The following is a 25,774-nucleotide window of genomic DNA, read 5'->3' as shown; positions in this document are numbered from 1 at the left end:
CCTGCCTCCTAATAAACCGCGTATTCTTTCACAAAACGCAACAGCGCCTGATATTTTCCAATTTCCACATCACTGACTCTGAGAATGGACTTGTCCAGACTGAAGATATAACGCCCGCCTGGCGCCAGAACGTCAATGATTTCTTTCGCCTTATCCTGAATTTCATCCAGCGTTCCTGTTTTCAGCATTGCCAGCGGATAGAAGCCCGTCAATATGAACTTGTCTCCAAGCTTTTCCTTAAAGACCTTGGGATCTCCGAATTCAGCCATCAGCTGGCACCCTGCGGGCAGCTCACGAATATAATCCAGAAAGCGCGTAAAATCATGCTCGAGGAAAATCGAGACATTTGTATTTGTCCTTACCAGTTCTTCCACAAGCCTTTTAAAGGTCGGCCAGTAAAAGCGCTCAAAATCCTTTTCCTTCATATAGGGCGCCATGTGCAGCGGAATCATACAGCCGCCCGCCTTTTCCGGCGTACCCTTGGCGCCGGCCTTAACCATCAATGGCAGAATCGCTTCGCAGGCCGCCTCCACCTTGTCCGGCACACGCCGGATATCCATCATCATACCCGTAAAAGATCTCAGCAGATCGGCGATAAAGTCAAAGGGGGCGTCGGTCTGGGCAAAGGCGCCTCCCAGATTTGATTTTCCATATTTCAGGCACAGCTCATTTTTTGCCGCGCCAACTTGCCCCATGGTGCTGTAAAAGGTATGAAAACCCTTTGCCAGCGCTGCCGAAGACAAAGGCCACGGCCTGTCCAGCTCAGTATAAAGTCTTGGGATGACACTGTCCCACAAAAATTTATAGGGCTCAGCGATCAGCGCATCGTATTCTATGGGTTCCATCGCTGCAATCTCTGGATGCTGCAAAAAACCATCTGTCCCCATAACAAAATGCTTTGCACCCAATATTTTGTAAAAATGAGCAAATCGGACTGCTGTTACGCCGAGGTTATCACTCTCAAAATCCTGCGCTGTTTTTTCCATGGCGCTGATCAGATATTTTATATCATACTGTTGTGTCTTAAGATCATAACCAGCGTATTCCAAGGCCGCCGCGCCGTCCATATTCAGATTGACGGGCACACGCTTTGGTATTTTGCCCGCGCGCACATCTATGTAAAGTTGATTTCGTTCTTCTGTCATTTTCTGTAAATTATTCTCCATTTGTCTCCCTCTGTTCCATCCCAGCTTAGTTTTTCCGGTTCATGACCGCTTCACGCATTTCTGGCAGTTCTTTTTCATCGATATTGTAGAAAAACAAAAGCGCAAATCCAATGAGGAGCAGACCTGCCGGCAGCAGCATGGAGATCATGTTAATACCGCTCACGACCTGAGCCGTTGGTTCAACCCCGGCCTGAAATCCGGTTGACGCCAGCCCAAAAGCCGCGATACTGGTTGAAAAGACAGCCGCAACCTTAATGGAAAGCTGGAATACACTAAAAATTGCCGCTCTGGCATTCTTACCGGTTCTATATTCGCCAAAGTCAACAATATCTGCATACATGGCTGTATTCACAACATTTCCAAGAGAATATCCAAGGTATCCGATGGATGCCAGAACCGTAACCAGCGTTGGGTTCCCACTGTTTAAAAACATCAATACAAAACATACTGCCATCACAGCGTTGCCGCACATATAGGTCGTTTTCTTGCTGAGCTTTTTGGTGATAAACGGAACCAGCGTTGCCCCGATGAACAAAAGAATATTCACAGAACCAAAGAATACAGCGACCTTGGCCGGATCATTGACCACATATTTAAAGAAATACGGAAACATTGAAAAGACCAGAAGGCTGGCCAGAATCCGGGTAACGTCCGTCAGGAAAAGCAGCAGCAGCGGCCGCGTTGTCACAATCTGTCTGAGCATATCCTTTACGGAAGGCCCATTGTTTTTGGCGTCCTTAATTTCTTCCTTACTGCTCATTACCCTGCGGTCCTTGGTTGCAAAGAAAAGAGTCAGATAGGTAAAGACAATCATCAACCCCACTAAAACAGCAGTCAGCAGAAAGCCCTGCTCTGTATAGGCGTCCGCGCCGCCGAAGAAATAAATCATTGGAATCAGCGTCCAGCCAGCAATAATTTTTCCGATGGCAGCGCCCTGGCCGCGGAAGGTAGAAAGCTGTACCTTTTCCTTGGGATCATCGGTTAAGGATGAATTCATGGAGGTATAGCCAATGTAAGCTACATTCGTTGAAATACAGAAGACAGCATACACAATGGCTCCTACTGCAATCAGCGCCACCTGTGGCAAAAAGCTCAGGTTGACAAATAAAATCGCGTTGGTGATAAATATACAAATCGCGCCGATAAACAGCCACGACCGGTATTTTCCCCAGGGCAAATGACTTTTTTCGATAAATGGTCCCAGAATCGGCACGCTGATGGTATCGATAATCCGCCCTACAGTCATAATAATCCCTGCCGTTACTGCCGAGATCCCCGCTACATCCGTAAAAAAGATCAGCAGATAGGAATTTGACAGGGTTACCATCATCTGGAATCCAACATCTGCAAAGCCATAGGAAAATTTTACAAAATTACCCAGTTTTCCTCTTGTACCATTCATTATTTTTTCTCTCCCTCTCTCTCATATCTTTTCATATCAAAAGCTTGATGATAAAACCAAATAGTTTTTCCTGCGCCGCCTGCCAGTATGGCTCCAGATAAGCGTTTTCCTCATAATTCAGACCGTTGGCTTCACAGTACGCTTCCCAGCTCGCCAGATAATTTACTTCCTGATTCATCATTTACCTCCTAATATTTTCCGTATTCTTCCACAAATTCGTACAATGCCTTAACATTTTCAGGGGTTCCGTCATTGGGGTAGGTGATACCCTTGGAAACCGTAAAAATATAGCCTCCGCCCGGGGCCAGGATATCCATCTGCTTTTTGGCCTCGTCGATAACTGCCTGCTTTGTTCCATACTGCAAAAGCGATACATCGTAACCGCCGGTAATACACATTACCTTTCCAAGCTTGTCCTTGGCCAGCTGATGGTCCATGTATTCAAATACACCGAGAATACGCCCCTTTGGCAAATCCTGCAGATAGTCATAGTAGCGCGTCCAGTCCCCTTCAAAATAAATGCGCATATACTGCCCTCTTGCCGCCATTCGTTCCACCAGCTCCTTAAAGCTTGGCCACCACAGCTTCGCAAAATCCTTTTCCCGCATAAATACTGGCATATGGAGCGGCATGCTCACCAGCTTGCCCGGCGCCGCCGGGAGCTGGGCTGCCAGACGGTCCATCAAAGGCATCACTGCGTCCGCAGCCGCTGCCACCTTTTCAGGGTGTCTCCGGATATCCATGGTGATGGCAGAAAAACCTCGGATCATATCGGCAATATAATCCATGGGCGCCTCAACAAGTCCTCCGCCTGTCAGGGGCAGGCCATATTTCTGGCTCACCCGGGCTGCCTCCATCAAAATCGGCGTATTCATATCATTCTGTATATTCATGGCCCGCACCAGTGAAATGCCGCTGCTGCCTTTTTCCGGATCTAAGGCCTTGTAAACTCTTGGCAGTATTTTATCGACAATACATTTAAAAGGATTGGCAATCAATTCGTCGTATTCCTCCGTTTTCATACAGCATACCTCCGGATGCTGCATAATGCCTGTTTTCCCTTCATTAAAGCTCTGTGATTGTAATGATTTGTAAAATAAAGGATTTCTTGAAAACAAAAAAGGCGCAGTATCTGTGGCAAAATCCCGGGCCAGCTTTTCCATGGCTTCACCCATGATTTTCGGATCAACCGTCGAGCCCTTAATCGGGTAACCAGCGTAGTCAATGGCCCAGTATTCCCCGAACCTTGTCTCATGGGGCACCCTGTCTGGCTGCTCAAGCTTCACTGCCTGAATATAGCGTTTTTCTCTTTCTTCATACAGCTTCATAACGTTCGCATCACTCATAATTCCCCTCCATATTTTTGAATATAAAATAATATATTCAATTTTATATTCAATATGATATCTCGCATCCGTCATTTTGTCAAGCATTTTATCTTAAATTTATTTTTTTTACAAAATAATATTTTCAACCTTTAAATCGTGCGGTTTGTAAACAATTATGTTATAATAATTAAAATAGTTTAAAATCGAGGATATTATGGCACAATATAAAAATGGTATTGAAACAAAGAAAAAAATTTTACAGACTGCAAAGGAGCTTTTTTATAAACACGGTTACCGACAGACGACTATCGCGATGATCGCGGAAAAAGCAGAAATTCCAGTTGGGCTGGTTAATTATTATTATAAAAAAGAGGCTTTGGTCGGCAGTATTTACCATGAATTTATCCTCGCGATCAATGAAATGCTTGAGGAGCAGCTTTCAGAGCAGCTGGAAAACCATCTTCAAAAGCATATTTTATTCAATCATATTTTTTATATCAAAATTTTTGAAGATCCAGCCAATAAAAGCCTCTATGAGCTCCTTCTCAATAAGGATCTGGTTTTAAAAAAAACACACCAGTTTGTGCGTGAATCCATGATGGCTGTTATTTCAGAGTTTGACCTGCACATCCAAAAAGAAGTTTTCCAAAAACTGATGATCGCTGAGTACGGTGCAAGAAAATATCTTCTGAAGGACTGCTTTGAAACGCTGGACCCTGTAAAATCAAAGGATTTTATCAATTTCCTGGCCACCATAACCGTACGGCTCGCGGGTGTTGACACAAATATTACTGAAAAGAATTTAAAAAAAGCGGACAGACTTCTCAATCTTATCGATACCTCTGATATCTGCTTTTTAATCTAAAAAGACTGCTAATTGATATTTAAGGACATTTATCATGAAATCTATGCTATGCCAATTTAAAAAAGTTCAGACAAAACCTCTTCCTCATATTCTCAAAGTCATGAACATCAGTGAAAAAAAGCTTTTTGAACTTTTTGAAATGTGGATTAATCAGGGAAACATCACTCCCGTTCATCCGGTTTTTAAAGAGCTCAAAAAAAGGCGCGATGCCGAAATCAAAAGAAAACGTCAGGAAAAACAGGAGCTTGAGCTTTTAAAGTACAAGGAACTCCGCCAAAGAAAATATTCGAATAAGCAAATCGCAAAAGAAATGCATTATCCCTATGACAAGCTTAATTCCTTCCTGAAAAAATGGTACAACACACTCAGACGCCAAGGCCTCAGCAACGAAGCCATCGCGAAAGAGTTAAATGCCAGCAAAAATGAACTGACCCCCATTATTCTGGCCTATGAAGAACGCCAGCGAATGCATGAGGAAATGCGCAGGCGCCGTATTGCAGAAAACAAGCGCTATGCCAGGACCCATCTCAAACGTATCCGCGAAGATCTGAAAGGGCCTTCCGAGTATTTTATTTTTGATACAGAAGCGGTTCAGTGCCCGGATGAGCTTATCGAGATCGCCGTCATCGACTGCAAGGGGAGTACTGTATATAACAGTCTGGTAAAACCCAGCCATAAAATCAACTGGCGCATCAGCTCACTTACCGGCATTACCAATCAGATGGTGATGGACAAGCCCTCTATTCATCAGGTCATGGGTGACCTGCGCGATTTGATCGCCGGAAAAACACTTATGTCCTGGGGCATTGACTATGATTCTGTATTGCTGAAAAAGTCTATTGACTCCACAGGTATCGATCTGGACTGCAAATTCTGCTGTGCACAGAAAATTCATATGGGGCTGGTGGAGGATATCAATCAGATTGCCCTCCAAAGGGCCGCAGACTGTGATATGCAGAACCATCGCGCTCTGGATGACTGCAAACTCGTGCTGGATGTGCTCAGAAAAGATATCGAAATGATTGACAATAAGTCTGCCGGATTCAAACAGCGCACGTCTGCCGACAACAGCAGCAACACGATTTTTATCCCGCGCTCAGAGCCGCTTGCCGCCACTACCTGAAAGAAAGGAACCGATTCATGGATAACACAGAAAAGCTGACCTATGCCTACCCCGCCGTTTTTACACTTAAAAGTGAAGATAATATTACCTTTGGTTTTCCAGATCTCGGCGTTGAGGATATTCCCATAAAAGCGGCCGACCTCCCAAGGGCTTTCGATATTGCAGCTGAGGTTCTTGGAAGATGGATAAACGAGTGTTTTATCCTGGAAAAGCCACTTCCTGAACCCACCACCTTGGAAAACCTGAATCTGACCTCTGATCAGAAGGGGTTGTGGATTGAAATTATTGAAGCCTAAAAAAGACCCCATCAGGGGTCTTTTTGTTAGCTTATAATCGGTATACGTCGTTTCAGCGTATACCTGCTTTTGCATCGACTTCTTCTTTTAAAGGGATTGACGGTGCCGCGCCCATCCGGGCAATACAAATGGATGAGGCTGTCGCTGCTCTGTAAATTGCTTCTTCATCACTCAATCCCGCTTCGATGCCGGCCAGATAATAGCCAGTAAACGTATCTCCCGCGCCGGTAGTATCCACTACTTTTTCGCACGCTACTACAGGCTGGAAAAAATTTTTGTCTGCATCGGCAAACATCGCTCCTTCACTTCCCAGCGTTAAAACAATTTTTGCTTTTGGAAAGCGCTTGCGAAGCCCCATGAGGATTTTATCCGGGTCCTCTTCTCCCGTCAGCGCCGCTCCCTCAATCTCATTGAGCAGAAAAATATCCACAAGCCCAAGGGGCAAATTCAGGCAGTTATTATCTATCGGAGACGGATTCAAGACAATCCTGGCTCCCTTCTCTTTGGCGGCTCGCATCATTTCCGCAATGGCGCTTGTCTCGTTTTGAAAGAGGACCAGATCGCCTTCGTGAAGTGTTTTTCCGACCTTTTCCACATAAGCGCTGTCCAGCATACCGTTGGTTCCCCGGTACAGGATAATGCAGTTCTCGCCATGCTCATCCACCTGAATAACCGCGTGTCCGTTTGTCTCTGGAACTCTCTGAAGTAAGCCGATCTCTACACCGCTCGATTCCATAATATCGACCAGAAACTGGGCATCCTCGGTCCCGGCGAATCCGGCATGCCGTACTTCAGCGCCGGCGCGGGACAAAGCGACAGACTGGTTAAGCCCCTTTCCTCCTGGAAAAACCGAGCGTTCCTTTGAGGATAGCGTCTCACCCGGGCTTACAATTTTTTCCATCGAATAGACATAGTCAATATTTAAAGAGCCAAAATTTACGATCATCTTTTTCATCTCCTTTTCCTTTTCTTCATTATAGCTGGTCTCACTTAAAATTCCCAGTATTTTATTCTTGAGTAAATCTTGAAAAACTGCTGGTGTTAGCAATTATAAAATTATGGTATAATACTAGGGAAAAACTTTTATAGAAAGGAAAACCGAATGTACTATAATTTATGCCTGCTTTTTACATACTTTTTTCTTTATGCTGTTATCGGATGGTGCTGTGAAGTCGTATTCTGCTCTATCCCAAAGAAAAAGTTTATTAACAGAGGTTTTTTAAACGGTCCGTACTGCCCTATATACGGGGTTGGCGCAATCATCATCGTTTCTATTTTAGGCCCCTATATCAACGACCCTGTCAGCGTATTTTTCGTGGGTGTCGTCTCGACCTCTGTGCTGGAATACATTACGAGCTGGGCGATGGAAAAGCTTTTCCATGCCAAATGGTGGGACTACTCAAATCGCAAGTTTAATATCAATGGCCGCGTCTGTCTCAGGAATTCACTGCTATTCGGTGTTATGGCGCTTGCCTTGATGTACCTTGTCCACCCATTTGTGGAGCGTATCATATCGCGCTTTTCACCCTTTTGGCTTGAAGTCGTGGCTACCTCTCTCGCGGTACTTATGATTGCGGATCTGGTTAGCTCTACGCTGGAAACCCTCAACTTCAAGAACAAGCTTAACCGCGTATCTGAGCTGGCGACCAGTGTGACCGACGACCTTAAGGAAAAGGGCGTGGAAACAAAGGGACAGCTCACCCAAAAGATTGCAGATGTCCGGTCTGCGCAGCATGAGCTTCTCGAAACAGCCAAAGACGATGTTCAGAAGCATGTTGAAGAGTTTACCGGCCGTCTATCTGAAAAGGCCGCCTTCCGCCGCTATTCGCACAGCCGTATCATCAATGCTTTCCCAAATATGATTTCCAAGGATGATCCCGATTCCCTGAATCTATACCGCGAAGCAATGCTCCACACGAAAAAAATCCGCAAACTGCACAAAAAAGCGAAAAAGCAGGCTAAAAAGTCTCAGGAAAAATAATTTGAACAATGCTATAATAAAAGCGGACCTGTTCGGTCCGTTTTTATCATTTTATACACTTATTAATACAGAAAGGACTTTTTATGTCACAAAATAAAACCCTTGTTCTTGCAGAAAAACCTTCTGTTGGAAAAGATATTGCACGCGTCCTGAAATGCAAAAATGGACAAAACGGTTATCTCGAAAATGAACGCTACATTGTCACCTGGGCGCTTGGCCATCTGGTATCCCTGGCCGATCCTGAGGCTTACGGTGAAAAATATCAAAACTGGAATATGGAGTCACTCCCCATGCTGCCTGATCACATGAAATTAACCGTTCTAAAGGGCAGCGGAAAGCAATACAAAATCGTTTCCTCCCTTCTTGGCCGTCCCGACGTAAAGGACATCGTCATCGCAACAGATGCCGGACGAGAAGGCGAGCTTGTCGCCCGATGGATTCTGGATAAAGCACACTGCCGAAAGCCAATTAAGCGCCTCTGGATATCCTCTGTAACGGACAAAGCCATCTCAGAGGGCTTTAAACATTTAAAACCGGGCACCGAATTCAACAACCTCTATCGTGCTGCACAATGCCGTGCTGAGGGGGACTGGCTGGTCGGGCTTAATATCACAAGAGCGCTGACGGTCAAATACAACGCCCAGCTCTCCGCCGGCCGTGTTCAGTCCGCAACGCTTAACATGATCGTCGAACGCGAAGAAACAATCAAAAACTTCAAGCCCAGGCCCTATTACAACCTTCAGGTAAAGACGCCGCAATTTGTGCTCACCTGGCAGGGGCAGCATGGAAAAAACATCAGCTCAAAAGAAACCGCAGAAAAAATTCTTCAAAAAATGAAGGGCAAATCTGCCGTTATCAAGGATATCAGCAAAAAACCAAAGAAAAGCTATTCCCCAGGGCTCTATGATCTGACAGAGCTTCAGAGAGACGCCAACCGTCTTTTTGGGTTGAGCCCCAAAGAAACCCTGAATATCATGCAGCGCTTATATGAAAACCATAAAATTTTAACCTATCCCCGCACCGATTCAAAATACCTGACACAGGACATCGTGCCAACGCTGCCAGAACGGCTCAAAACCATTTCCATCGGGCCTTATAAATCGGCTGTCAGTGAGATTTTAAAGCTCGGCATCCATGCAAACAAAAGCTTTGTCGATGACAGCAAAGTCTCCGATCATCATGCGATTATTCCCACGGAACAGCGCGTTATACTGACAAACCTCAGTACTGATGAACGAAAAATTTATGACCTGGTCATCAAGCGCTTTCTCAGCGTTTTTCTGCCCCCCTATGAATATCTGCAGACAACTGTTACAGCCGATATTGCTGGCGAAACTCTGACCGCAAAAGGGCGTGAAATTGTAACACTTGGCTATAAAAAAGTCTATGAAAATCAAATCGAAGAAGAGGGTGATGAGGACACCGAAGACCAGAAATTGCCGTCACTGAAAAAGGGAGACTCTCTTCCCGCCTCTCAGATTTCTCTAAAAGAGCTCGAAACAAAACCACCGGCACGTTTTACAGAAGCCACACTGCTGTCTGCCATGGAAAATCCTCAAAAAGTAGTAAAGGTAGATGCGAAAGCCGCCAAAACACTTGGTGAAACCGGCGGGATCGGAACAGTGGCCACAAGAGCAGACATCATTGAAAAGCTCTATAAAATGTTTGTTATTGAAAAAAAGGGGAATTCCCTCTACCCTACCTCAAAGGGAAAACAGCTCATTGATCTGGTTCCTCCTGATTTAAAATCGCCGCTCATGACCGCCAAATGGGAACGGCAGCTGGAATTGATCAGCAAAGGAAAGAGTGATCCCGAGTCTTTTATCTCAGACATTAAAACCTACACCACCGAGCTGGTCAATGATGTTAAAAACAGCAATGAAAAATTTGTTCATGACAATAAAAGCGGACAAAAATGTCCGGAATGTGGAAAAAACCTGCTTGAAGTCAAGGGGAAATACGGTATGATGCTCGTGTGTCAGGACAGAGCCTGCGGTTATCGTGAAAATGTCAGTAAAAATACGAATGTCCGCTGTCCCGAATGTCATGTTAAACTGGAAATACGCGGTAAAGGCGACGGTGCTATTTATTTCTGCAAACGCTGTGGGTTCAGAGAAAAGGTCTCCAGCTTTAACAAAAAACATTTTGACGGCAATCAAAAAAACAGTAAACGCGAAGCTCAAAATTATATGCGAAAAATGAAAAAAGAAAATCAGGAAGCTGTCAATAATCCTTTTGCAGAAGCCCTGGCAAAGCTTAAGGAATCAGAATAGTTTCTGAGCTTCCTAAAGCACGTTTATCAGAAAGGAGGCTCCTCCAATGCTTTGTCACAGCCAGTTAAATCTGTTAAGCCAGATAACAGCCCTTCCCCTGCCAGTCCATCCCGAGGATCTGCCCCTCCCCGTTTCCGAAATGGTGGCCGTTCACCGCCGTCACTATCCAAAACTGGCCGGTGACGCGGCCATGACCTCTAAAGAATGGCGCCATTCTCTGGAGCTTATTCAGGAGGATGACGCTTTAATGTCGCTTCAGATTCTCAGCCAGACTGATGAACCACGAAATGGGCTTTATGGTCTCTGTTTCAGCTCAGATTCGCCCGAAACAGGCATTATCACCTTTAGAGGGACGGTTGGCCTCGGAGGATGGATTGATAACTATAAAGGCGCTTTTTCCGCGGAAACAGAGCAGCAGAAAAATGCTCTGCGCTTCTATGAACGCTGCAGGGAGCAATTCGGTTTTTCAAATTTTGATTTAGCAGGCCATTCTAAAGGCGGCAATGACGCACAGTATATTACCATTCTATGCGGCGAACACATTAATCAGTGTGTCAGCTTTAACAGCCCTGGTTTTTCAGCTGATTTTATCGGTAAATACTATCTTCAAATCCAGAAAAACAGGGATAAAATCACCGCCTACGAAGGCGCTTATGATATCGTCAATATATTACTGACCAGTATTGCCGGAAAGCGGCTGGTCATTGAAACCGGCTCAAAAACGCCTAAAAACAATCACAAGCCTAATCATATCCTCGATGCGCTTGGACATATCGGCCTTCCAGGAAAGCGGCATCCCCTCTACAGCAGCATTCAAAACATGACTGTTGCCATGACCTTTGCCATATTTCAGGCCAAAAGAACTTTAAAGCGTAAAAATAAAAAAAATCCTGTGTAAAGCAGGATTTTTTATTGCCCTAATAAAAAAAACAGCCAAAGCTGTTAAAAGTTCCAAAAAATAAAATGGAGCGGAAGACGAGATTTGAACTCGCGACCCTCGCCTTGGCAAGGCGATGCTCTACCACTGAGCCACTTCCGCTTAGCTTCGCTTGAATAATTTTCATCAGCGAACATATATTATTATAATCGCTTCCCTTTATTTTGTCAAGCATTTTTTAAACTTTTTTCATATAAATGTGTTTGTTTATATGAGAAGTGGTGCGGATGAAGGGAGTCGAACCCCCACATCATTCGATACTAGATCCTAAGTCTAGCGCGTCTGCCAATTCCGCCACATCCGCACAATGCAGCGTTACTCAGACGAGCAAAGCATCTGTATGTAACGTGCTCAATTATAATAACAAATGACGCCATTGGTGTCAAGATTTTTTTAACCTTTTTCTCCTGTTCTTGAGTTGTAAAATAAAACGCATAGAACAAATGAACTTTTTAAGGGGGTTTTACCATGACACATGCGCAACGCTCCGAACTGATGGAGCTTGCAACAAAAGCTTTTCACTATAATTACGATCTGGGACGTGCTTCGGCTTTGGATAATGATTTATCCCTTTACAGCCAGTCGGACCCGGAATTTGATTTTATTAACTTTCTGTACAATGCATTTGAGGTTGAGGAGGATATGAAAAATGAAGAAAAATAACATGCTTTTAGTTGGTTTCACGGTGCAGGGTCGTGACCTGCGTGATGGTTCTTGTTTTGAAGATTTTACGGCAAAAGTTATTTCCGGTTCTATTTCAGACGCTGAGCATGAAATTTATCGGGAATACAGCAAGCTAGGATTTGAACTTACATCTATTATCCGTGAAGAAATATTTGAATTTACTCCTGTCAGTTTGCACCATTTCTTTAAAACTGGCAATTTCGAAGATTTGGGGGTAATTCAAAAATGACGAAAGATCAAAAAAATAATTTAATCGCCTACTTTGCCATAGCATTGAGTGACGCTTATACCTATGGATTGGCTCAATCGAATCTGGAACACGATACGGTAAAGGCAGATCGGGCAAGACATAAATCAATGGATGAATTTTTGGGATATTTAAATTCGATTGAATTGATGGAGGATAATGCCTAATGCGACTACCTAAAAAAGAAAAACCCGTCCCCCGTCTGGCCTTATCCCTCGAGGAACTGAAAAAGCTCTACAATGATGCCGTCTTTCAAAAGCAGTATAATCACCTGCTCCCGATGGTCATGATTGTACCCGAGGGAGACCGCGTCACCATCTACCAGCCGCCCGCTTTTCCCAGTCAGGCAAGCTATTATCATTATGAATAAAGACGCATGAATATTCAGCCTGATTCTGCTTAACCGCTACAGGCTTGAAAATAAATATCAAACTTAAAGGAGAAAATTTATGGAAGCAAAATTACTCGGTTATTTACCCATGGACTTTGAAACAAAGGAAGGAAACCATATTGAAGGGGTTAAGCTCTTCATCGTCTATAATGACGATGCTGAAAACCTTCAGGGCGCCCGCACGGCGGACATCTTTGTTTCACACAAGATTGCCAAAGATTACAATTTTAAGGAGTACCTGAACAAGTTTGTCTTTATCTACTTCAACAACAAAGGCAAATTTTACGCCATGGACAAGATTGATGTTGACGCGGACAAGAAAGCCTGACAGGTGACACCATGGTCTTTATCACAGGTTTTATCATCGGCGCAGTCTGTGTCTACGGTGTGGTCAAATGGTCGGTGCACTCCGGTTGCCAGGGCGAGTACAAGTTCTGTACAGGCTGTCCTTTAAAAGGTGGTTTCCCCATGACCGACGATCTGGACGATTTAGAAGAACCAGAGGAGGTAACAAGGAATGTTTCTGACACGCCTGACACTAGCCCTCGAAAATTCCGCCAGTTCTTTGACGAATGATCTAACACCAACGGTAGTCCCGTCACCAACCGCCAGCCCGACCCCAACGGCAGCGGCGGAAACGGTAACCGAAACGGTCAAGGCCCTTAATACCATCATTGACCGCCTTGACCAGGTCACCATCATGATGTATCTGGCCGTAGGTGTTACGGCGGCCATCATTGTTTGTCTGATCTTATACAAGTGTATATCTGCCTTTGTCGATTACTGACAGGCGGTTATATAAATTCAAAAGAAGGAGGTACGCCTATGTCTGAAGAACCGGTTGTCAATGCTTTTCTGATCACCGCTGATCTCATCAAGCCTGTTACCACCTCCATTAACTCCGGCCTGGGGGTTATGGTCCCCATCGGCCTTGGTATCATGGGCACCATGATCGGCATCAGCCTCATTCGCCGGATCATCTACACTTTCCTGTAGCATCAACCAATCATTTTTAATCCTCTTTAAAAAAACCTGCCACCACTCCCCCTGTGGTAGGCAGGTTTTTAATTCATCTGGGAAGGTAGCTTAAGTGGCAAAGTCTGACGCGCGTATAACAACAATGAATACAGGGTTTGCCGGTTCGAATCCGATCCTTCCCCTTAAATTCAAGTAAAGATGTAAATTAAAGCCAGTATAGCCGCTAAAATTACTAATATATGATTAATAGGTATGCCTTTTCTTTGTATATCTTTTAAAAGATTATTGATAAATGGTACTTGAATTATTCCTCGTTCTGAACAAAAAGCTATTATTACGATTGCAATTAAAAGTAATATTGCGAACTGTGTAATTAAATGTAGCATTTTAAATCCCCCCCTTATTTTAGTAATTATTATAACATAGAAGGAGTTGCTTTGTCTTGGAAATATTAAAAACTAAGAGTATTAATCTTCGTATTATTGCTATTTTACTATCATTTTTTATTGCAGTATCTCCTTTTGCAAACATACGAAAGGTAAGGGCTGAGTTTGTTTTATCTGGTATAGCTGTTACTGCAATTGTTGGTATACTCCTTACTGCTTTGGCATCTCAAGGCGATATTTCCGGAGATTACACCGTAACAGCCCCTCAGCTCGATGCCATACAACAAACCGCCCAAGGCCTTTTAGTCGCTGCTGGTGCTGGTGCCATCGACCAAGCTAACAAGTTAGGCGAAGCCATCATGAGTGGTGCCGAGAGTGCCAAAATCAAGGCCCTTGCCAGTGGGGCGGTGATTTATGCGTTTTTGCAAGCTGTACAGGATACACTCTTTTCTGATTCTTTTGATAAACCTGTTATTGCAAAGCCTAATTCTAAAATATTTTATTCTCCGACTTATGGTCCTATAACCGTTACTTCATCAATACTAGATCTAACGGTTAATAATATATTTGGTGATTGGGCTATTGGTCGTTGGAATAACCGTAATGATCTTTTAGCTAAGCCTATGTCTTTAGGTTCAAAAGATTATCGGGTTATTTTTAGTATGTATAGATATCGTAATGGAAGTTCTGCCTATCATTTTTCTGATTATCAATCTGCTCAGAAGATGGCTATTATGAGTGTTGATTCCGGTTTAGAAGCGTTATTAAATGGTCCTATATATGCAGAGCCTGTAACAAAAATTGCGTCCGCACCTTCTGTCACCATTCCAACGGTTTTGCCGTCCTCTGTCTCCGATAATATCAATAACTGGGACGGCACCAACGATCTTGTTCTCGCCCCGCCATTACCCTATGACATTCCAACCGGAGAAGACCTCGTAATCGACCCCAGCTATACCGGTTCTGAAGTCGAAGACCCCGACACTCCAGACATCCCGGATAAACCAGAAGACATTGACATGCCCTGGCTCTCCGCCCTTCTCGCCCTCCTCGGCCTTGGCAATCCATCCCTTGACGGCATCGAAGCAGGCGTTAAGACCGCCATTGACACCATCATCGACGGCATCACCGCCACCGCCCAGGACGTCTTTGACGGCAGTAAAGAAATCTTTGGCAATATCACCGATGCCTTAACCGGCATTGACGCCACAGTTCAAACCGGGATAGATGCTATTACGGGCGCGATCTCCGTTCCGTTAACCGGCATTTCTGACTTCGTTCTGTCCGTCCCGGACTTCTTCGCGATCCCAGAGGGAAAAAGCATCGCAACGCCCATCATTGAGCAGATACCACAGGTCTTTCCCATTGTAGACCAGATGAATACTGCTTTGAATAAAATCACCGTTGAGACAAGGCCCCTGATTATCTACTATCCTTACCTTGACGGCTCCACCAAACAGATCACCCTGGACTGGTACGAGCCCGCCAGAGAACAGGTCAAGCACGGGGTGGGTCTGCTCTTTAAAGTCGTCACCGCTCTGGCCTGCTTCGCCATGGTCTCCAACGTCTTTGGCATTGGCATCCGTGTTGGAACCGGACAGGCTTACACGGATAATAACAACGGTGGCGGCAGTAGTGGCAACAGCCGAAAGAAGGAAGATTAATGCGGCATTGTCTATCCGTCATTTCCTTTCATCTGCTGACCGTTATTTATACGCAGCTCTGTGATCAAGCTTTTAGGGGTTATAATCCATCCGATAAACGGGTCTGGTTGTGCTACACCATCCCAGTGGTTTTGATCGCTCTGGCTTCCTGTCTGCTAAACGATCTGACCGACTTTTATGAAAACTGGAAAAAGAACAAAATTAAAGCCGAAAAAGCCAAAACCAACGACCCTAAAAGCCCATAACCTCACGCTTTTTTGCAGAATCCCACCACGCAAACACCGCTTAAAATAACTTTTTGGCTTATCCCCAGATATGCCTAAAAAACGCTCAAATCGCCCCATATCGGCCTTTTAGCCCCTACAGGTAATGATATACCTTTGAGTGCTGTTTGATAAAAGGCATTCAATGAATCTTTAGTAAAAGGAGAATCCCAAACGCCATGCTTGAAAAATTCGGCCTGTATAACTGGCTTTACAGTCTGGTCGCCGGAATGGTCGGCGCCTTTCCAAAGGTCGAGCTTCCGCCCGACGCCATGACCGTCTTTGACAACCTCACCGACTACTGCGCCGTCATCGGCCACTATATCCCCTTAGATATCTTTCTGGCCTGCTCCGGCATCATTCTGACGGTCTGGGTGGTCTGTGCCATCATCTCAGCAGTATTGCAGCTCCTTTAGCACACATCGCGCGTCTGCCCTTCATGGGCAGGCACGCGGTGTGCATCGGGTGTCACGCTTCGCGCCCCCTTTCACCGTAACCACCCGGCCACCGTCACGGCGGCAGTACACCTGCGCTTGTTTCAGTCGGCGCTCACGCATCGGTCACATCCTCTGTCCTTCCGCCATTGGCAGAAATTATAAGCACAGACACTCATTTTTAACCGCTGATACTTTATTCCGCCCCTCATCCACTCTGATCAGCACGCTTCAAACACAAAATAAACAAAAAAATAAAAGGAGAAACTCTATGAATTATATTATCCCTTTTATCGCCTTTACCATTTTCTTTATCTTTTACATGATGAAATTTAAACCCTTGATCGCCCTTTTTCTGGGCATTGTCGATTTTATTAAGCTTGATAAAAAGAAGTTCCGGGGTTTTGGCTTCTGGCTCTACTGCGGTCTTGGCGGTTCCGGTAAAACCATTTCCATGGTTGAGTATTTAAACCGCATGCACAAAAAATATCCCAAACTTAAAATCTATACGAATTTCAACTATAAATACGCTGATGGTAAGATTACCAGCTGGCAGGACCTCATTGACTACGATAACGGCGAGGACGGTATTATCTTTGGCTTTGATGAAATCCACCTGACCTTTGCGTCCCAGAAATGGCAGGACTGCCCGGACAACATGCTTGACTACATCAGCCAGCAGCGCAAGCTTCACAAGCAGATCGTGGCCAGCGCCCAGGTGTTCACTAGAGTCGACAAAAAGCTGAGAGAACAGACCAATTTTGTCATTGAGTGTAAATCCCTGTTCTTCGGTCGATGGATTTTTAACAAAGCTTTTAACACCGCCGAGTACCTCGCCAACGATGAAAAGGCAGACCGTGGCGCAAGAAAACGACACCGGGCATGGCGTTATAACTTTGTGGCCTACAATAAAATCCGCAGCAGCTATGACACCATGCAGTTAATGAAAGAACTCAAGAAGGGGAAAAGCCCTCTGGAACAGCAGAAAACCAGCTTAAAGCAGCTATTGGAGGTGGATTAAATGTGTTTGACATCCTGTTAGCCCTGTTCATCTTCGCCTACTTTGTCTGGGCGGTTGTCTTTTGGATTAAGTATTTTTATAACAAATTGAAACTTTGAGAGGTTTAAAAATGAACATTAAATACATTCCCGTCATTATCTGCGGGATTGCCTTTTTCCTGTCCCTATTGGCTTATCTGGCCTATTTGCTCGTCCCGGTAAAGTATCTTGAATCAAAACACTATGTCACGGAAATGATGGCCTTTATCGCCATTATGCTGTGTCTGATCGGGGCGGTATTCTTGCTGACCATTGAGATTATTCACTTAATATAAAAAGAGAGAGGTTAAAAATGAACGCTGTTGAACTTTATAATAATCTGTTTTCTTTAGGTATTTTATTACTGTTTCCCGCTTTTCTCGCATGGTTTTTCTGGGTGATATCCCTTATCTTAGGTGATGATTTTGAACTTGCGAAAGTCATGTTTTTTACGCTTTTGATTACCGCCTTTGGTTTGTTGATCGCTTCGGCTATTGTAGAGTGTCAATATCCTGAGGTTAAAGCCTACTCGCAGGAAAAGAATGAGGTGACTTGTGAGTGTTCCTGCTGTCACTGTAACGGTGTCCCAGGAACGTCAGAAAATTAACAATCCGGTGCGGGTGCGCTAAGCTAGTATTACCTTAGCGCACCTCTGTGACTTGTGACAAAACCGTAAAAACAGTGGTTTAAAGCCATTGTAAACAATGAACAAGTTTGTGATAATGTTGTGACAAACTTCTGTGACAGTTTAACTTCTGTGACAAAAAGGGGGAAAAATGAAGGATACACGCTCGAGGAAGTGGCAGATAACGATCAATAATCCCAAGGAAAAGGGCTTTACCCACGAAAAGATTAAAGAACAGCTTGGTACCTTTAAAAGCTGTGTGTATTGGTGCTTAAGTGACGAGATTGGCGAAACGGGTACTTATCACACCCATGTCTTTATGGCCTGCTCCGATGCCGTGCGCTTTTCCACCATCAAGAAAAAGTTTGAACGTGCGCATTTTGAGATGGCTAAGGGCACCAGCAAAGAAAACCGGGATTACATTTACAAGGAAGGCAAATGGGAAAAGGACAAAAAGAAAGAAACCAACTTACCGGAAACCCATGAGGAATTTGGTGATATGCCCGTAGAACGTCAAGGCCAAAGAAATGACCTCATTGACCTGTATGACATGATTAAACAAGGCTTATCCAATTATGACATTATCGAGGAGAACCCGGCTTACATGATGCACATTGATAAGATCGAACGGGCACGGCAGATTGTCAAGGAGGAGAAATTCAAAAACGTTTTAAGGGATTTAGAAGTCACTTATATCTGGGGCGAAACGGGAACCGGAAAAACACGGTCGGTCATGGATCAATACGGTTATGAAAATGTGTACCGCATCACAGACTATGATCATCCTTTTGACAGTTACAAAGGTCAGGATGTCGTGATTTTCGAGGAGTTCAGAAGCTCCCTGAAGATTCAGGAAATGCTCAACTATTTAGACCGTTACCCGCTGGAACTTCCCTGCCGCTACCTGAATAAGATTGCCTGCTACACCAAGGTCTATATCATTTCGAACATTCCGCTGACCTGTCAGTATGATTTCATTCAGCAGCAGTACCCGGAAACCTGGGAGGCCTTTTGCAGGCGGATTTATAACATCAAGCATTTCACAAGGGAAAAACCTGTTGAGGATGAAAAGATTGATGGGTTTGAACAGTTAAGCTTTTGAAAAACGCCTTTACCGGCTCGGATCGGCACCGCAGCCACGACAGTTTTGTGTTAAAATATTGTTTTGTACGTTATAGGGGGTAACGATCATGGGACAGCATTTGACAGAACGTGAACGGTATAAAATTGAAAATTGGTTGGAAGAAAAGGTAAGTAAAGCCGATATTGCCCGCAGGTTGAATAAATCTTACTCGGCGGTCTGCCGTGAGATTAAACGGGGAACACTTAAACAGATTGCTCGCGGAAATTATCGGGATATCTTTGTCTATAAAGCCGACTATGCGCAGTTAAAGCACCTTGAAGCCTGTGAAGCTAAAGGGCGCAGGCGTACTTTTGAACAATCCTCTGAAATGAAAACTGTCTTAATCCGTTTACTGAAAAAAGGTTATTCGCCGGAAGCTGCGGCTTATCTCCTGAAGCGTGATTATCACGTTCAGATCAGCTATAAAACGATTTATAACGCGGTTACGCATAAAGACTTAGATGGTCTTAAAATGTCGGATTTACCCTATCATAAACGCAAAAAAACCGTCTACCAAAGACAGCCAAAGAAAGTAGCGGTTAACCGCCGTTCCATTGATGACCGCCCTGAACGTATTAATAATCGTGAAGCGTTTGGTCATTGGGAAATGGACTGCATTTTATCTGGCCAGTGTACCACTTCAACGGCGGCTTTGCTGGTCATTACGGAACGCTTAACCCGTTACTCTTATGTCTATAAAATGCCTAATAAAAAACAGGAAAGCGTCAAGGCCTGTCTCGATGATCTGGAGCAGACCTTTCATCATGCTTTCCCGCTGGTTTTTAAATCCATTACCATGGATAATGGCAGTGAGTTTATCAATCAATCCTTAATTGAAGGTTCCATACTGAATGAGGATTTTAAGCGCACCGTTGCTTATTACTGCCATGCTTACTCTGCTTTTGAACGTGGCAGTAATGAAAACTATAATCGCTTTATCAGGCGTTTCATTCCAAAGGGTGCTAATATTGCAAAAATAAGCAAAACCTTTATCAAAGAGATGACCGACTTTATTAATGACTACCCTCGAAAAATGTTCAAATTTCAAAGCTCTAGCTATTGTCTTAAGAACGCCCTTTTGGATTTAAACTTATTGTAATTTATTTCGCGTTTTGACTTGCAATTCAGCCCTTTTTCTCCTGTTTTTTTACTTTCACGCGTATAAGTTCAGACGCTCTCCTCTTACAAATCCCATCAATGTCACTCCATGTTTTCGGGCCAGATGAACGCTTCCGTTTGTGGGCGCAGAAATGGATAAAACGCAGCGGATACCATTTTGGATGATCCAGGTCATTACCTCGCTTGGAATCCTGCCGGTTGTTAAAAGCATTTTGTTTTCAGGAGTGATTCGCTTCAGCAAAATACCGCCAAACAGCTTGTTATAAGTATTATAACGGCTGACGTCATCGTAAAACAGCACAGCCTCACCCTTTTCGTAGAGCCCTATACTGTGCACACCGCCAGTTTTTACAAAAAGCTCCGATTTTTTGCTGAAGCCTTCCATCATTTCAAAAAGGCCTTTCTCTGTCAACCCGTATCGTTTCAATACTGTTTGAAAATCCGATTTAAAAGGGCAGGCTTGTTTTTCTTCATTCCTTGAGAGAATACTCTCCTCAGACAATTCAAAAAAATCTTTTAATTTTGCTGTCCTCTCATGACTGTCAATATAGACAACCGCACCTGTCTCTGCGCCGCTTTGCTTAATTTCTACATTATATACCTGCCGGATATCTTTTATAAGACCCTTCAGATAAAAAAAACCAACGCCCAGCTCTTTTAGATTCTGTGGGGTACTCATCAATGAGATCATTTTTTTTCCGTTAAGGTATAACGCAACAGGGTACTCCTCAACCATTGGGTCAAAAACCCTTTTGGCGCCTTTTGGTGTAATTCTCACAATTTCTTCCAATTTCACTGACATCGCCAACTCCTTTTAAGTGCTTTGTTAAATCTCCAGGGGTGTTTAAATTACAAAAAAGATGCCAATCCGGCGTGTAAATCCGGGCATCCTTCTCTGCTATATAAAAAATATTTTCCCGGCTTAAATAATGGAAAACGCTCTTCCTCCCGCTTTTTAAAAAACGCTTTGCCGATGGCAGCAATTCCCTTGAATAGAAGGCATTGAAAGGCTCAATCCATTCTTTATAACGTGTGACACAGCCTGTCTTATCAGGATTTTTTTCTAAAAGTGTCATCATATACCGGATAAACGTCAGGTCATAATTGGGCATATCACAGGCTGTGACATAAACATATTCTGACTGGCCGTACAGCAAAGCAGTATAAATTCCCGTCAAGGAGGCCGAAATATTTAAAATATCCGGATATACACCTGCAATTCCGTAGATACCAACAACCTCCTCTTCACTACAGCCGACAATGATTATTTCATCAAACAAGACGGCCAGCTGGTCTACAATGGATTGCAGCAGCGCCTTACCTGAAATAACCAGATTTTTTTTATCCTTTCCCATTCTGGTGCTCTTCCCGCCAACCAGAATGGCAGCTGTCTTATACTTTTTCATTGTCTTTCTCCCAGGATATGAAAACGCTCCCTCCACCACCAACCATGATGAAGGGAGTACACGTTTATTTTGCTTCTTCTAAAAAGACTTTACAAACTTTGAATGGCGGAATCTTAGCAATCGGGTCAACTTTACCGCCTGTCAGACAATTGGCGCCTTTGTCCCCATAATGGAATGGCATAAACAGGGTGTTTTCCTGGATGCCTTGATTATAGACAGCTTTGGCGGTTACAGAGCCTCTCGGCGATGTTACCTGAATAAGCTCTCCTTCTGAGAAACCATGCTCTTCCGCTGTTTTGGGATTAATTTCAAAGAAAGGATCTCCTACAATCTGCTGGATACCTGCGGTTCTTTTCGTCATTGTACGGGTGTGATAATGCTGCAGAATACGTCCAGTCATCAAAATCATCGGATAGGTATCATCTGGCTGATCTTCCGGCGCAATGTAGTGCGCAACATTGAACATTCCCTTTCCACGCGTAAACTGTCCTTTATGCAGGAATTTCGTACCTTCTGATTCCTTGTCAGGGCATGGCCACTGGATACGGTCGCCGCGTTCCAGGCGCTCATGCGACACGCCTGCATAGCTCGGGGTAACCGACGCGATTTCATCCATAATTTCGGCAGAGCTGTTAAAATTAAAGCCCTCAGCACCCATACGCTGCGCAAGTTCACAGATAATCCTCCAGTCCTCTTTGGCAACGCCAGGCGCCTTTACCGCTTTTCTAAGCAGCTGTACACGACGTTCGGTATTGGTAAATGTGCCGTCTTTTTCGGCATAGACCATTGCCGGCAGAACAACATCCGCATATTCTGATGTTTCTGTCAGGAAAATATCCTGGAGTACAATAAAGTTTGCCTTCTCAAAGGCTTCCTTCACATGGTTTGTATTTGGATCAGAAACCAGTGGGTTCTCGCCCATGATATATAAAAACTTCACGATGTTTTTATCGACATCATCAACAATTTCCGTAATGGTGTGACCTGCATTGGTCGGCAGCTCTGTTCCCCAGGCCTGCTCAAATTTGGCAAGAACATCTGGGTTATTTGTCTTCTGATAACCTGTGAAATCGCCTGGAAGAGCCCCCATATCGCAGGCTCCCTGGACATTATTCTGACCACGAAGCGGATTGACCCCACAGCCTTCACGACCGATTTTGCCCGTCATCATTGCCAGATTAGCGGTGCTCATAACACCATCGGTTCCGGTAGCGTGCTGAGTCACGCCCATTGAATAGAAGATGCCGCCTTTATCCCTGGTTGCATATAAACGAGCTGCCTTGCGCATATCTTCTGGATCTACACCACATATTTCAGCACATTCTTCCACTGTAATTGTATTTAAGTACGCTTCAAACGCATCAAAATTTTCTGTCCGCTCGTTAATAAAATCACGGTCCTCCAGGTGTTCATCTAAAATTGCTTTCATCAGGCCATTAAACAGGGCAACATTGGTGCCTGGCTTGATCTGAAGGTAAACATCGGCATATTTTGCCAGCTCAATTTTTCGCGGTTCTGCCACGATCAACGCTGCGCCTTTTTGCACTCGCTGCTTGATCTTAGCGCCAATGACCGGATGTGTCTCAGTGGTGTTTGACCCGCTGACGAGAATAACATCCATCACGTCGACTTCTTCGATGCTGTTTGTCATAGCACCGCTGCCAAAAGATTTAGCCAGACCTGCAACAGTAGAAGCATGACAAAGACGCGCACAATGGTCAACGTTATTGGTCTTACCTACCGATCGGATAAACTTCTGGAATAAATAGTTTTCTTCATTAGTACACCGGGCCGACGAAAAGCCTGCGACAGCCTGCGGGCCTTCCGCAACAGCTTCTTTAAGCTTCTGAATAATCAGATCATAGGCTTCATCCCATGTCGCTTCTTCCAAAACGCCATTTTTTCGAATAAGCGGTGTTTTCAGGCGGTCTTCACTGGATACAAAATCATGAGCAAAACGTCCTTTAACGCAGAGAAGGTTATTATTAACATTGCCCGGAACACTCATCACATCTGTAATTTTGTTATCCCGAACCTTTAATTTCAAAGTACAGCCCACGCCACAATAAGGACAAATTGTTTCGACCGTTTCAGTATACGGAAGCGGCATAAACTTTTTCGGTGCTAGTGCTCCCGTGGGGCATTCAGCAATACAATTCCCACAGTTTACACAGTTTGAGTTTTTATCGCCGCGCAGCATATCGAAAACTGGATTAATATTTGTCTCGTAACCGCGGTCACATTTTGCCAGTACATGATTGCACTGAAGGTGTTCGCAGACTTTGACACAACGATTACACAAAATACATTTATTGGGATCGTATGTATAAAAGGGACTTGAATCATCGATTGGTTTGCCCTTTTCCAAAGATTGACCAAAACTTTTTATTTCATCATACTCGATACAATTCCCATTCAACTCAACAAAACGGCAGGTGCCAAATTTGTAACAGGTAAAGCAATCAAATGTATGATCTGAAAAAAGCATTTTCAAGACAAAACGGCGCGCTTTACGGACGACCGCATTATTCGTATAGACGACCATCCCTTCGCCTACCGGTGTTGAACAAGCTGTTTCCAGTCTTCTGGCTCCCACTACTTCAACAAGGCACATCCTACAGCTTCCTTCAGGATCAAAGCCTTTAAAATAGCACAAAGTCGGGATATCAATTCCTGCTTCTTTAGCGGCGTTGAGGATTGTCGTGCCCTCGGGAACGCTCACTTTCTGATTGTCAATTGTTAAATTTACCATTTCAAACATCTCCTAAAATAATCTACCAAAATTACGTTGTAATCCTTATTATAGTATCTCATTTTTCACATTTTTGTCAATCACCCGAGGGGAAATTTACTTGTATTTCCTAGATTTTGTTATTTTCTTAAATCTTCGGGTATAATTTCATATAAAGATAAAGTATAGGCTTTATTTAAGCCACCTATTTTGATTAATAGTAAATTTTTGACATCTTGTGGACAAGACCTTAAAGTTATCGTATAATCAAAATAGGTCATGTAATCGATGAAAGGATTAAAGGTGGTTACTATGTTAAATGATATTTCAAAAACTTTACTGAAAAAAATGGAATCTGCAAATTATTCAGATGATGGCATCGCTACCGTTTCATTAGAAGAATTTACAAATGTTGATGAAGCAAAAGCGGCTGTTTTGGAAATCGAAAAATTACCCGATTATTCTGAACACAAATTAGACCTGAACGAAGGAACGATGATTCTTTCCGTTTACAATCCAAAAGAAGATATTAATGGTTTTGTTACAAGACATCCAAACCGGACAGCCTGCGGAGGCAAATAATTAAATTTTGAGCTTTGGCCTCTCTCAATTGAGAGGTCTTTTTATAATCAACCCGTATCATGGCGATACGGGTTGATTTTTGCAATAAAAAAACGATCCTGTGATCGTCATAATGGTGGGGAGAGATGGATTCGAACCATCGTAGACTCAGTCAACGGATTTACAGTCCGCCCCCTTTAGCCACTCGGGCATCTCCCCAAAATAAAAATGGAGCTGATGATAGGACTTGAACCTACAACCTGCTGATTACAAATCAGCTGCTCTGCCAATTGAGCCACATCAGCTTAAATAATTACATATTTAACTTCATTTCGGACTTCTGCGGCCCTTTCCCATCTGCCTAACTAAGCGATTCACACCAAATCAAAGATTTGGGTTCTCTGCTTATGCCAATTGAGCCACATCAGCTTAAAAATTATATATTTAACTTCAATTTGAATTAATAAAACTTTAAAACAAATAAAAAAATGGTGACCCATGGGCGACTTGAACGCCCGACACCCTGATTAAAAGTCAGATGCTCTACCAACTGAGCTAATGGGTCATAAAAAGTGGTGGGGAGAGATGGATTCGAACCATCGTAGACTCAGTCAACGGATTTACAGTCCGCCCCCTTTAGCCACTCGGGCATCTCCCCAAAATAAAAATGGAGCTGATGATAGGACTTGAACCTACAACCTGCTGATTACAAATCAGCTGCTCTGCCAATTGAGCCACATCAGCTTAAATAAT

Annotated in this window: 31 protein-coding genes and 8 tRNA genes; 24 read left to right on the top strand and 15 right to left on the bottom strand. The window is 43.9% G+C overall.

What is annotated here, in order from left to right; genetic code table 11:
* Positions 1-8: 8 nt before the first annotated feature.
* Genes DW091_RS02415 through DW091_RS02405 form a run of 4 tightly spaced genes read right to left on the bottom strand, consistent with a single transcriptional unit; the run spans position 9 to position 3,914 of the window.
* On the bottom strand, positions 9-1,166 hold the full coding sequence (locus DW091_RS02415) for a uroporphyrinogen decarboxylase family protein (protein ID WP_118517307.1): 1,158 nt from the start codon (positions 1,164-1,166) through the stop codon (positions 9-11).
* Positions 1,167-1,191: 25 nt separating this feature from the next.
* Positions 1,192-2,568: an MFS transporter gene (locus DW091_RS02410; RefSeq protein WP_118517306.1), complete on the bottom strand. Its 1,377-nt coding sequence runs from the start codon at positions 2,566-2,568 to the stop codon at positions 1,192-1,194.
* Positions 2,569-2,599: 31 nt separating this feature from the next.
* Entirely contained in the window at positions 2,600-2,746 is a 147-nt protein-coding gene (locus DW091_RS20255) for a hypothetical protein (protein ID WP_187368452.1), read from the bottom strand.
* A gap of 10 nt (positions 2,747-2,756) precedes the next feature.
* On the bottom strand, positions 2,757-3,914 hold the full coding sequence (locus DW091_RS02405) for a uroporphyrinogen decarboxylase family protein (protein WP_118517305.1): 1,158 nt from the start codon (positions 3,912-3,914) through the stop codon (positions 2,757-2,759).
* A 196-nt stretch (positions 3,915-4,110) separates the two neighbouring features.
* On the opposite strand from DW091_RS02405, the gene DW091_RS02400 reads away from it, so the two are divergent.
* The 3 genes from DW091_RS02400 to DW091_RS02390 all read left to right on the top strand — a co-directional run bounded on the left by DW091_RS02400 (position 4,111) and on the right by DW091_RS02390 (position 6,180).
* Positions 4,111-4,761, top strand: coding sequence for a TetR/AcrR family transcriptional regulator (locus DW091_RS02400; protein WP_118517304.1), 651 nt, complete (start codon positions 4,111-4,113; stop codon positions 4,759-4,761).
* A gap of 139 nt (positions 4,762-4,900) precedes the next feature.
* Positions 4,901-5,884, top strand: coding sequence for a 3'-5' exonuclease (locus tag DW091_RS02395; protein ID WP_207665234.1), 984 nt, complete (start codon positions 4,901-4,903; stop codon positions 5,882-5,884).
* 17 nt (positions 5,885-5,901) lie between these two features.
* A complete protein-coding gene (locus DW091_RS02390) occupies positions 5,902-6,180 on the top strand; it encodes a hypothetical protein (RefSeq protein ID WP_118517302.1) in 279 nt (92 codons plus the stop codon).
* Positions 6,181-6,232: 52 nt separating this feature from the next.
* Here the strand turns inward: DW091_RS02390 and DW091_RS02385 are convergent, their stop codons facing one another.
* On the bottom strand, positions 6,233-7,126 hold the full coding sequence (locus DW091_RS02385; protein WP_158577808.1) for a ribokinase: 894 nt from the start codon (positions 7,124-7,126) through the stop codon (positions 6,233-6,235).
* 156 nt (positions 7,127-7,282) lie between these two features.
* Between DW091_RS02385 and DW091_RS02380 the strand changes: the two genes are divergently transcribed.
* The 3 genes from DW091_RS02380 to DW091_RS02370 all read left to right on the top strand — a co-directional run bounded on the left by DW091_RS02380 (position 7,283) and on the right by DW091_RS02370 (position 11,332).
* Positions 7,283-8,161 carry a putative ABC transporter permease gene (locus tag DW091_RS02380; protein ID WP_058695589.1) on the top strand — a complete coding sequence of 293 codons (879 nt, stop codon included), beginning with the start codon at positions 7,283-7,285 and terminating at the stop codon, positions 8,159-8,161.
* Positions 8,162-8,244: 83 nt separating this feature from the next.
* Entirely contained in the window at positions 8,245-10,434 is a 2,190-nt protein-coding gene (locus tag DW091_RS02375) for a DNA topoisomerase III (RefSeq protein ID WP_058695590.1), read from the top strand.
* 46 nt (positions 10,435-10,480) lie between these two features.
* Complete coding sequence (locus DW091_RS02370; RefSeq protein ID WP_118517300.1) at positions 10,481-11,332, top strand: Mbeg1-like protein; 852 nt, start codon at positions 10,481-10,483, stop codon at positions 11,330-11,332.
* A gap of 66 nt (positions 11,333-11,398) precedes the next feature.
* Here the strand turns inward: DW091_RS02370 and DW091_RS02365 are convergent.
* Together DW091_RS02365 and DW091_RS02360 are read right to left on the bottom strand one after the other, a co-directional pair.
* Positions 11,399-11,473: transfer RNA gene (locus tag DW091_RS02365), tRNA-Gly, on the bottom strand.
* A 117-nt stretch (positions 11,474-11,590) separates the two neighbouring features.
* Positions 11,591-11,675 (bottom strand) — tRNA-Leu (locus DW091_RS02360).
* A gap of 164 nt (positions 11,676-11,839) precedes the next feature.
* Here DW091_RS02360 and DW091_RS02355 point away from each other — a divergent pair.
* From DW091_RS02355 to DW091_RS02285, 17 genes are all read left to right on the top strand, one after another.
* Complete coding sequence (locus DW091_RS02355; protein ID WP_118517299.1) at positions 11,840-12,034, top strand: hypothetical protein; 195 nt, start codon at positions 11,840-11,842, stop codon at positions 12,032-12,034.
* Complete coding sequence (locus DW091_RS02350; RefSeq protein ID WP_118517298.1) at positions 12,021-12,284, top strand: hypothetical protein; 264 nt, start codon at positions 12,021-12,023, stop codon at positions 12,282-12,284. The genes DW091_RS02355 and DW091_RS02350 overlap by 14 nt, the downstream gene beginning before the upstream one ends.
* On the top strand, positions 12,281-12,469 hold the full coding sequence (locus DW091_RS02345) for a hypothetical protein (protein ID WP_118517297.1): 189 nt from the start codon (positions 12,281-12,283) through the stop codon (positions 12,467-12,469). The genes DW091_RS02350 and DW091_RS02345 overlap by 4 nt, the downstream gene beginning before the upstream one ends.
* Positions 12,469-12,672: a hypothetical protein gene (locus tag DW091_RS02340; protein ID WP_118517296.1), complete on the top strand. Its 204-nt coding sequence runs from the start codon at positions 12,469-12,471 to the stop codon at positions 12,670-12,672. The genes DW091_RS02345 and DW091_RS02340 overlap by 1 nt, the downstream gene beginning before the upstream one ends.
* Before the next feature lie 79 nt (positions 12,673-12,751).
* On the top strand, positions 12,752-13,021 hold the full coding sequence (locus DW091_RS02335) for a hypothetical protein (RefSeq protein ID WP_118517295.1): 270 nt from the start codon (positions 12,752-12,754) through the stop codon (positions 13,019-13,021).
* An 11-nt stretch (positions 13,022-13,032) separates the two neighbouring features.
* Complete coding sequence (locus DW091_RS19930) at positions 13,033-13,269, top strand: hypothetical protein (protein WP_147365268.1); 237 nt, start codon at positions 13,033-13,035, stop codon at positions 13,267-13,269.
* The gene (locus DW091_RS02330; protein ID WP_118517294.1) at positions 13,211-13,480 is read left to right on the top strand and encodes a hypothetical protein; all 270 of its coding nucleotides are present in this window, start codon (positions 13,211-13,213) and stop codon (positions 13,478-13,480) included. The genes DW091_RS19930 and DW091_RS02330 overlap by 59 nt, the downstream gene beginning before the upstream one ends.
* Before the next feature lie 38 nt (positions 13,481-13,518).
* Positions 13,519-13,689: a hypothetical protein gene (locus DW091_RS19990; protein ID WP_158577807.1), complete on the top strand. Its 171-nt coding sequence runs from the start codon at positions 13,519-13,521 to the stop codon at positions 13,687-13,689.
* Positions 13,690-13,768: 79 nt separating this feature from the next.
* Positions 13,769-13,853, top strand: a tRNA-His gene (locus DW091_RS19985).
* Between the two features lie 938 nt (positions 13,854-14,791).
* On the top strand, positions 14,792-15,721 hold the full coding sequence (locus tag DW091_RS02320; RefSeq protein ID WP_118517292.1) for a hypothetical protein: 930 nt from the start codon (positions 14,792-14,794) through the stop codon (positions 15,719-15,721).
* Entirely contained in the window at positions 15,721-15,966 is a 246-nt protein-coding gene (locus DW091_RS02315; RefSeq protein WP_118517291.1) for a hypothetical protein, read from the top strand. Before DW091_RS02320 ends, DW091_RS02315 begins: the two co-directional genes overlap by 1 nt.
* Before the next feature lie 197 nt (positions 15,967-16,163).
* A complete protein-coding gene (locus DW091_RS02310; protein WP_096919283.1) occupies positions 16,164-16,400 on the top strand; it encodes a hypothetical protein in 237 nt (78 codons plus the stop codon).
* Positions 16,401-16,689: 289 nt separating this feature from the next.
* Positions 16,690-17,439 (top strand): hypothetical protein, encoded by a 750-nt coding sequence (locus tag DW091_RS02305; protein ID WP_118517290.1) that lies wholly within the window; start codon positions 16,690-16,692, stop codon positions 17,437-17,439.
* Positions 17,440-17,548: 109 nt separating this feature from the next.
* Complete coding sequence (locus DW091_RS02300; RefSeq protein ID WP_118517289.1) at positions 17,549-17,752, top strand: hypothetical protein; 204 nt, start codon at positions 17,549-17,551, stop codon at positions 17,750-17,752.
* A 17-nt stretch (positions 17,753-17,769) separates the two neighbouring features.
* On the top strand, positions 17,770-18,063 hold the full coding sequence (locus DW091_RS02295; protein ID WP_118517288.1) for a hypothetical protein: 294 nt from the start codon (positions 17,770-17,772) through the stop codon (positions 18,061-18,063).
* Between the two features lie 169 nt (positions 18,064-18,232).
* Positions 18,233-19,183, top strand: coding sequence for a replication protein (locus tag DW091_RS02290; protein ID WP_118517287.1), 951 nt, complete (start codon positions 18,233-18,235; stop codon positions 19,181-19,183).
* Positions 19,184-19,271: 88 nt separating this feature from the next.
* On the top strand, positions 19,272-20,303 hold the full coding sequence (locus DW091_RS02285) for an IS30 family transposase (RefSeq protein ID WP_118517286.1): 1,032 nt from the start codon (positions 19,272-19,274) through the stop codon (positions 20,301-20,303).
* Between the two features lie 54 nt (positions 20,304-20,357).
* On the opposite strand, the gene fdhD is transcribed toward DW091_RS02285, so the two are convergent.
* From fdhD to fdhF, 3 genes are all read right to left on the bottom strand, one after another.
* Positions 20,358-21,125, bottom strand: coding sequence for a formate dehydrogenase accessory sulfurtransferase FdhD (fdhD, locus tag DW091_RS02280; RefSeq protein WP_118517285.1), 768 nt, complete (start codon positions 21,123-21,125; stop codon positions 20,358-20,360).
* Positions 21,064-21,729 (bottom strand): molybdenum cofactor guanylyltransferase, encoded by a 666-nt coding sequence (locus tag DW091_RS02275; RefSeq protein ID WP_118517284.1) that lies wholly within the window; start codon positions 21,727-21,729, stop codon positions 21,064-21,066. The genes fdhD and DW091_RS02275 overlap by 62 nt, the downstream gene beginning before the upstream one ends.
* Before the next feature lie 64 nt (positions 21,730-21,793).
* Positions 21,794-24,481, bottom strand: coding sequence for a formate dehydrogenase subunit alpha (fdhF, locus tag DW091_RS02270; RefSeq protein ID WP_058695594.1), 2,688 nt, complete (start codon positions 24,479-24,481; stop codon positions 21,794-21,796).
* Between the two features lie 291 nt (positions 24,482-24,772).
* Here fdhF and DW091_RS02265 point away from each other — a divergent pair, with 291 nt between their 5' ends.
* Positions 24,773-25,042 carry a hypothetical protein gene (locus DW091_RS02265; RefSeq protein WP_058695595.1) on the top strand — a complete coding sequence of 90 codons (270 nt, stop codon included), beginning with the start codon at positions 24,773-24,775 and terminating at the stop codon, positions 25,040-25,042.
* Positions 25,043-25,155: 113 nt separating this feature from the next.
* Here DW091_RS02265 and DW091_RS02260 read toward each other — a convergent pair.
* The 5 genes from DW091_RS02260 to DW091_RS02240 form a co-directional block, all read right to left on the bottom strand.
* Positions 25,156-25,240: transfer RNA gene (locus DW091_RS02260), tRNA-Tyr, on the bottom strand.
* 10 nt (positions 25,241-25,250) lie between these two features.
* Positions 25,251-25,326: transfer RNA gene (locus DW091_RS02255), tRNA-Thr, on the bottom strand.
* 184 nt (positions 25,327-25,510) lie between these two features.
* A tRNA-Lys gene (locus tag DW091_RS02250) sits at positions 25,511-25,586 on the bottom strand.
* 8 nt (positions 25,587-25,594) lie between these two features.
* Positions 25,595-25,679, bottom strand: a tRNA-Tyr gene (locus DW091_RS02245).
* 10 nt (positions 25,680-25,689) lie between these two features.
* Positions 25,690-25,765, bottom strand: a tRNA-Thr gene (locus DW091_RS02240).
* Positions 25,766-25,774 lie beyond the last annotated feature (9 nt).

The sequence above is a fragment of the Eubacterium sp. AM05-23 genome, assembly GCF_003477535.1.
Classification (GTDB): domain Bacteria; phylum Bacillota; class Clostridia; order Eubacteriales; family Eubacteriaceae; genus Eubacterium; species Eubacterium maltosivorans.
Note: the sequence above shows the minus strand (reverse complement) of the source record. Positions and strands in the feature narration are given on the sequence as shown.

Coding starts and splice junctions, on each gene's coding strand:
- DW091_RS02350 (WP_118517298.1), top strand. CDS start 12,021: ATGAAGAAAAATAACATGCTTTTAGTTGGTTTCACGGTGCAGGGTCGT.
- DW091_RS02320 (WP_118517292.1), top strand. CDS start 14,792: ATGAGTGTTGATTCCGGTTTAGAAGCGTTATTAAATGGTCCTATATAT.
- DW091_RS20255 (WP_187368452.1), bottom strand. CDS start 2,746: ATGAATCAGGAAGTAAATTATCTGGCGAGCTGGGAAGCGTACTGTGAA.
- DW091_RS02355 (WP_118517299.1), top strand. CDS start 11,840: ATGACACATGCGCAACGCTCCGAACTGATGGAGCTTGCAACAAAAGCT.
- DW091_RS02385 (WP_158577808.1), bottom strand. CDS start 7,126: ATGATCGTAAATTTTGGCTCTTTAAATATTGACTATGTCTATTCGATG.
- DW091_RS02305 (WP_118517290.1), top strand. CDS start 16,690: ATGAATTATATTATCCCTTTTATCGCCTTTACCATTTTCTTTATCTTT.
- DW091_RS02285 (WP_118517286.1), top strand. CDS start 19,272: ATGGGACAGCATTTGACAGAACGTGAACGGTATAAAATTGAAAATTGG.
- DW091_RS02415 (WP_118517307.1), bottom strand. CDS start 1,166: ATGGAGAATAATTTACAGAAAATGACAGAAGAACGAAATCAACTTTAC.
- DW091_RS02310 (WP_096919283.1), top strand. CDS start 16,164: ATGCTTGAAAAATTCGGCCTGTATAACTGGCTTTACAGTCTGGTCGCC.
- DW091_RS02335 (WP_118517295.1), top strand. CDS start 12,752: ATGGAAGCAAAATTACTCGGTTATTTACCCATGGACTTTGAAACAAAG.
- DW091_RS02375 (WP_058695590.1), top strand. CDS start 8,245: ATGTCACAAAATAAAACCCTTGTTCTTGCAGAAAAACCTTCTGTTGGA.
- DW091_RS02370 (WP_118517300.1), top strand. CDS start 10,481: ATGCTTTGTCACAGCCAGTTAAATCTGTTAAGCCAGATAACAGCCCTT.
- DW091_RS02275 (WP_118517284.1), bottom strand. CDS start 21,729: ATGAAAAAGTATAAGACAGCTGCCATTCTGGTTGGCGGGAAGAGCACC.
- DW091_RS02300 (WP_118517289.1), top strand. CDS start 17,549: ATGAACATTAAATACATTCCCGTCATTATCTGCGGGATTGCCTTTTTC.
- DW091_RS02315 (WP_118517291.1), top strand. CDS start 15,721: ATGCGGCATTGTCTATCCGTCATTTCCTTTCATCTGCTGACCGTTATT.
- DW091_RS02290 (WP_118517287.1), top strand. CDS start 18,233: ATGAAGGATACACGCTCGAGGAAGTGGCAGATAACGATCAATAATCCC.
- DW091_RS02295 (WP_118517288.1), top strand. CDS start 17,770: ATGAACGCTGTTGAACTTTATAATAATCTGTTTTCTTTAGGTATTTTA.
- DW091_RS19990 (WP_158577807.1), top strand. CDS start 13,519: ATGTCTGAAGAACCGGTTGTCAATGCTTTTCTGATCACCGCTGATCTC.
- fdhD (WP_118517285.1), bottom strand. CDS start 21,125: ATGTCAGTGAAATTGGAAGAAATTGTGAGAATTACACCAAAAGGCGCC.
- DW091_RS02395 (WP_207665234.1), top strand. CDS start 4,901: ATGTGGATTAATCAGGGAAACATCACTCCCGTTCATCCGGTTTTTAAA.
- DW091_RS02380 (WP_058695589.1), top strand. CDS start 7,283: ATGTACTATAATTTATGCCTGCTTTTTACATACTTTTTTCTTTATGCT.
- DW091_RS02410 (WP_118517306.1), bottom strand. CDS start 2,568: ATGAATGGTACAAGAGGAAAACTGGGTAATTTTGTAAAATTTTCCTAT.
- DW091_RS19930 (WP_147365268.1), top strand. CDS start 13,033: ATGGTCTTTATCACAGGTTTTATCATCGGCGCAGTCTGTGTCTACGGT.
- DW091_RS02330 (WP_118517294.1), top strand. CDS start 13,211: ATGTTTCTGACACGCCTGACACTAGCCCTCGAAAATTCCGCCAGTTCT.
- DW091_RS02390 (WP_118517302.1), top strand. CDS start 5,902: ATGGATAACACAGAAAAGCTGACCTATGCCTACCCCGCCGTTTTTACA.
- DW091_RS02340 (WP_118517296.1), top strand. CDS start 12,469: ATGCGACTACCTAAAAAAGAAAAACCCGTCCCCCGTCTGGCCTTATCC.
- DW091_RS02400 (WP_118517304.1), top strand. CDS start 4,111: ATGGCACAATATAAAAATGGTATTGAAACAAAGAAAAAAATTTTACAG.
- fdhF (WP_058695594.1), bottom strand. CDS start 24,481: ATGGTAAATTTAACAATTGACAATCAGAAAGTGAGCGTTCCCGAGGGC.
- DW091_RS02405 (WP_118517305.1), bottom strand. CDS start 3,914: ATGAGTGATGCGAACGTTATGAAGCTGTATGAAGAAAGAGAAAAACGC.
- DW091_RS02265 (WP_058695595.1), top strand. CDS start 24,773: ATGTTAAATGATATTTCAAAAACTTTACTGAAAAAAATGGAATCTGCA.
- DW091_RS02345 (WP_118517297.1), top strand. CDS start 12,281: ATGACGAAAGATCAAAAAAATAATTTAATCGCCTACTTTGCCATAGCA.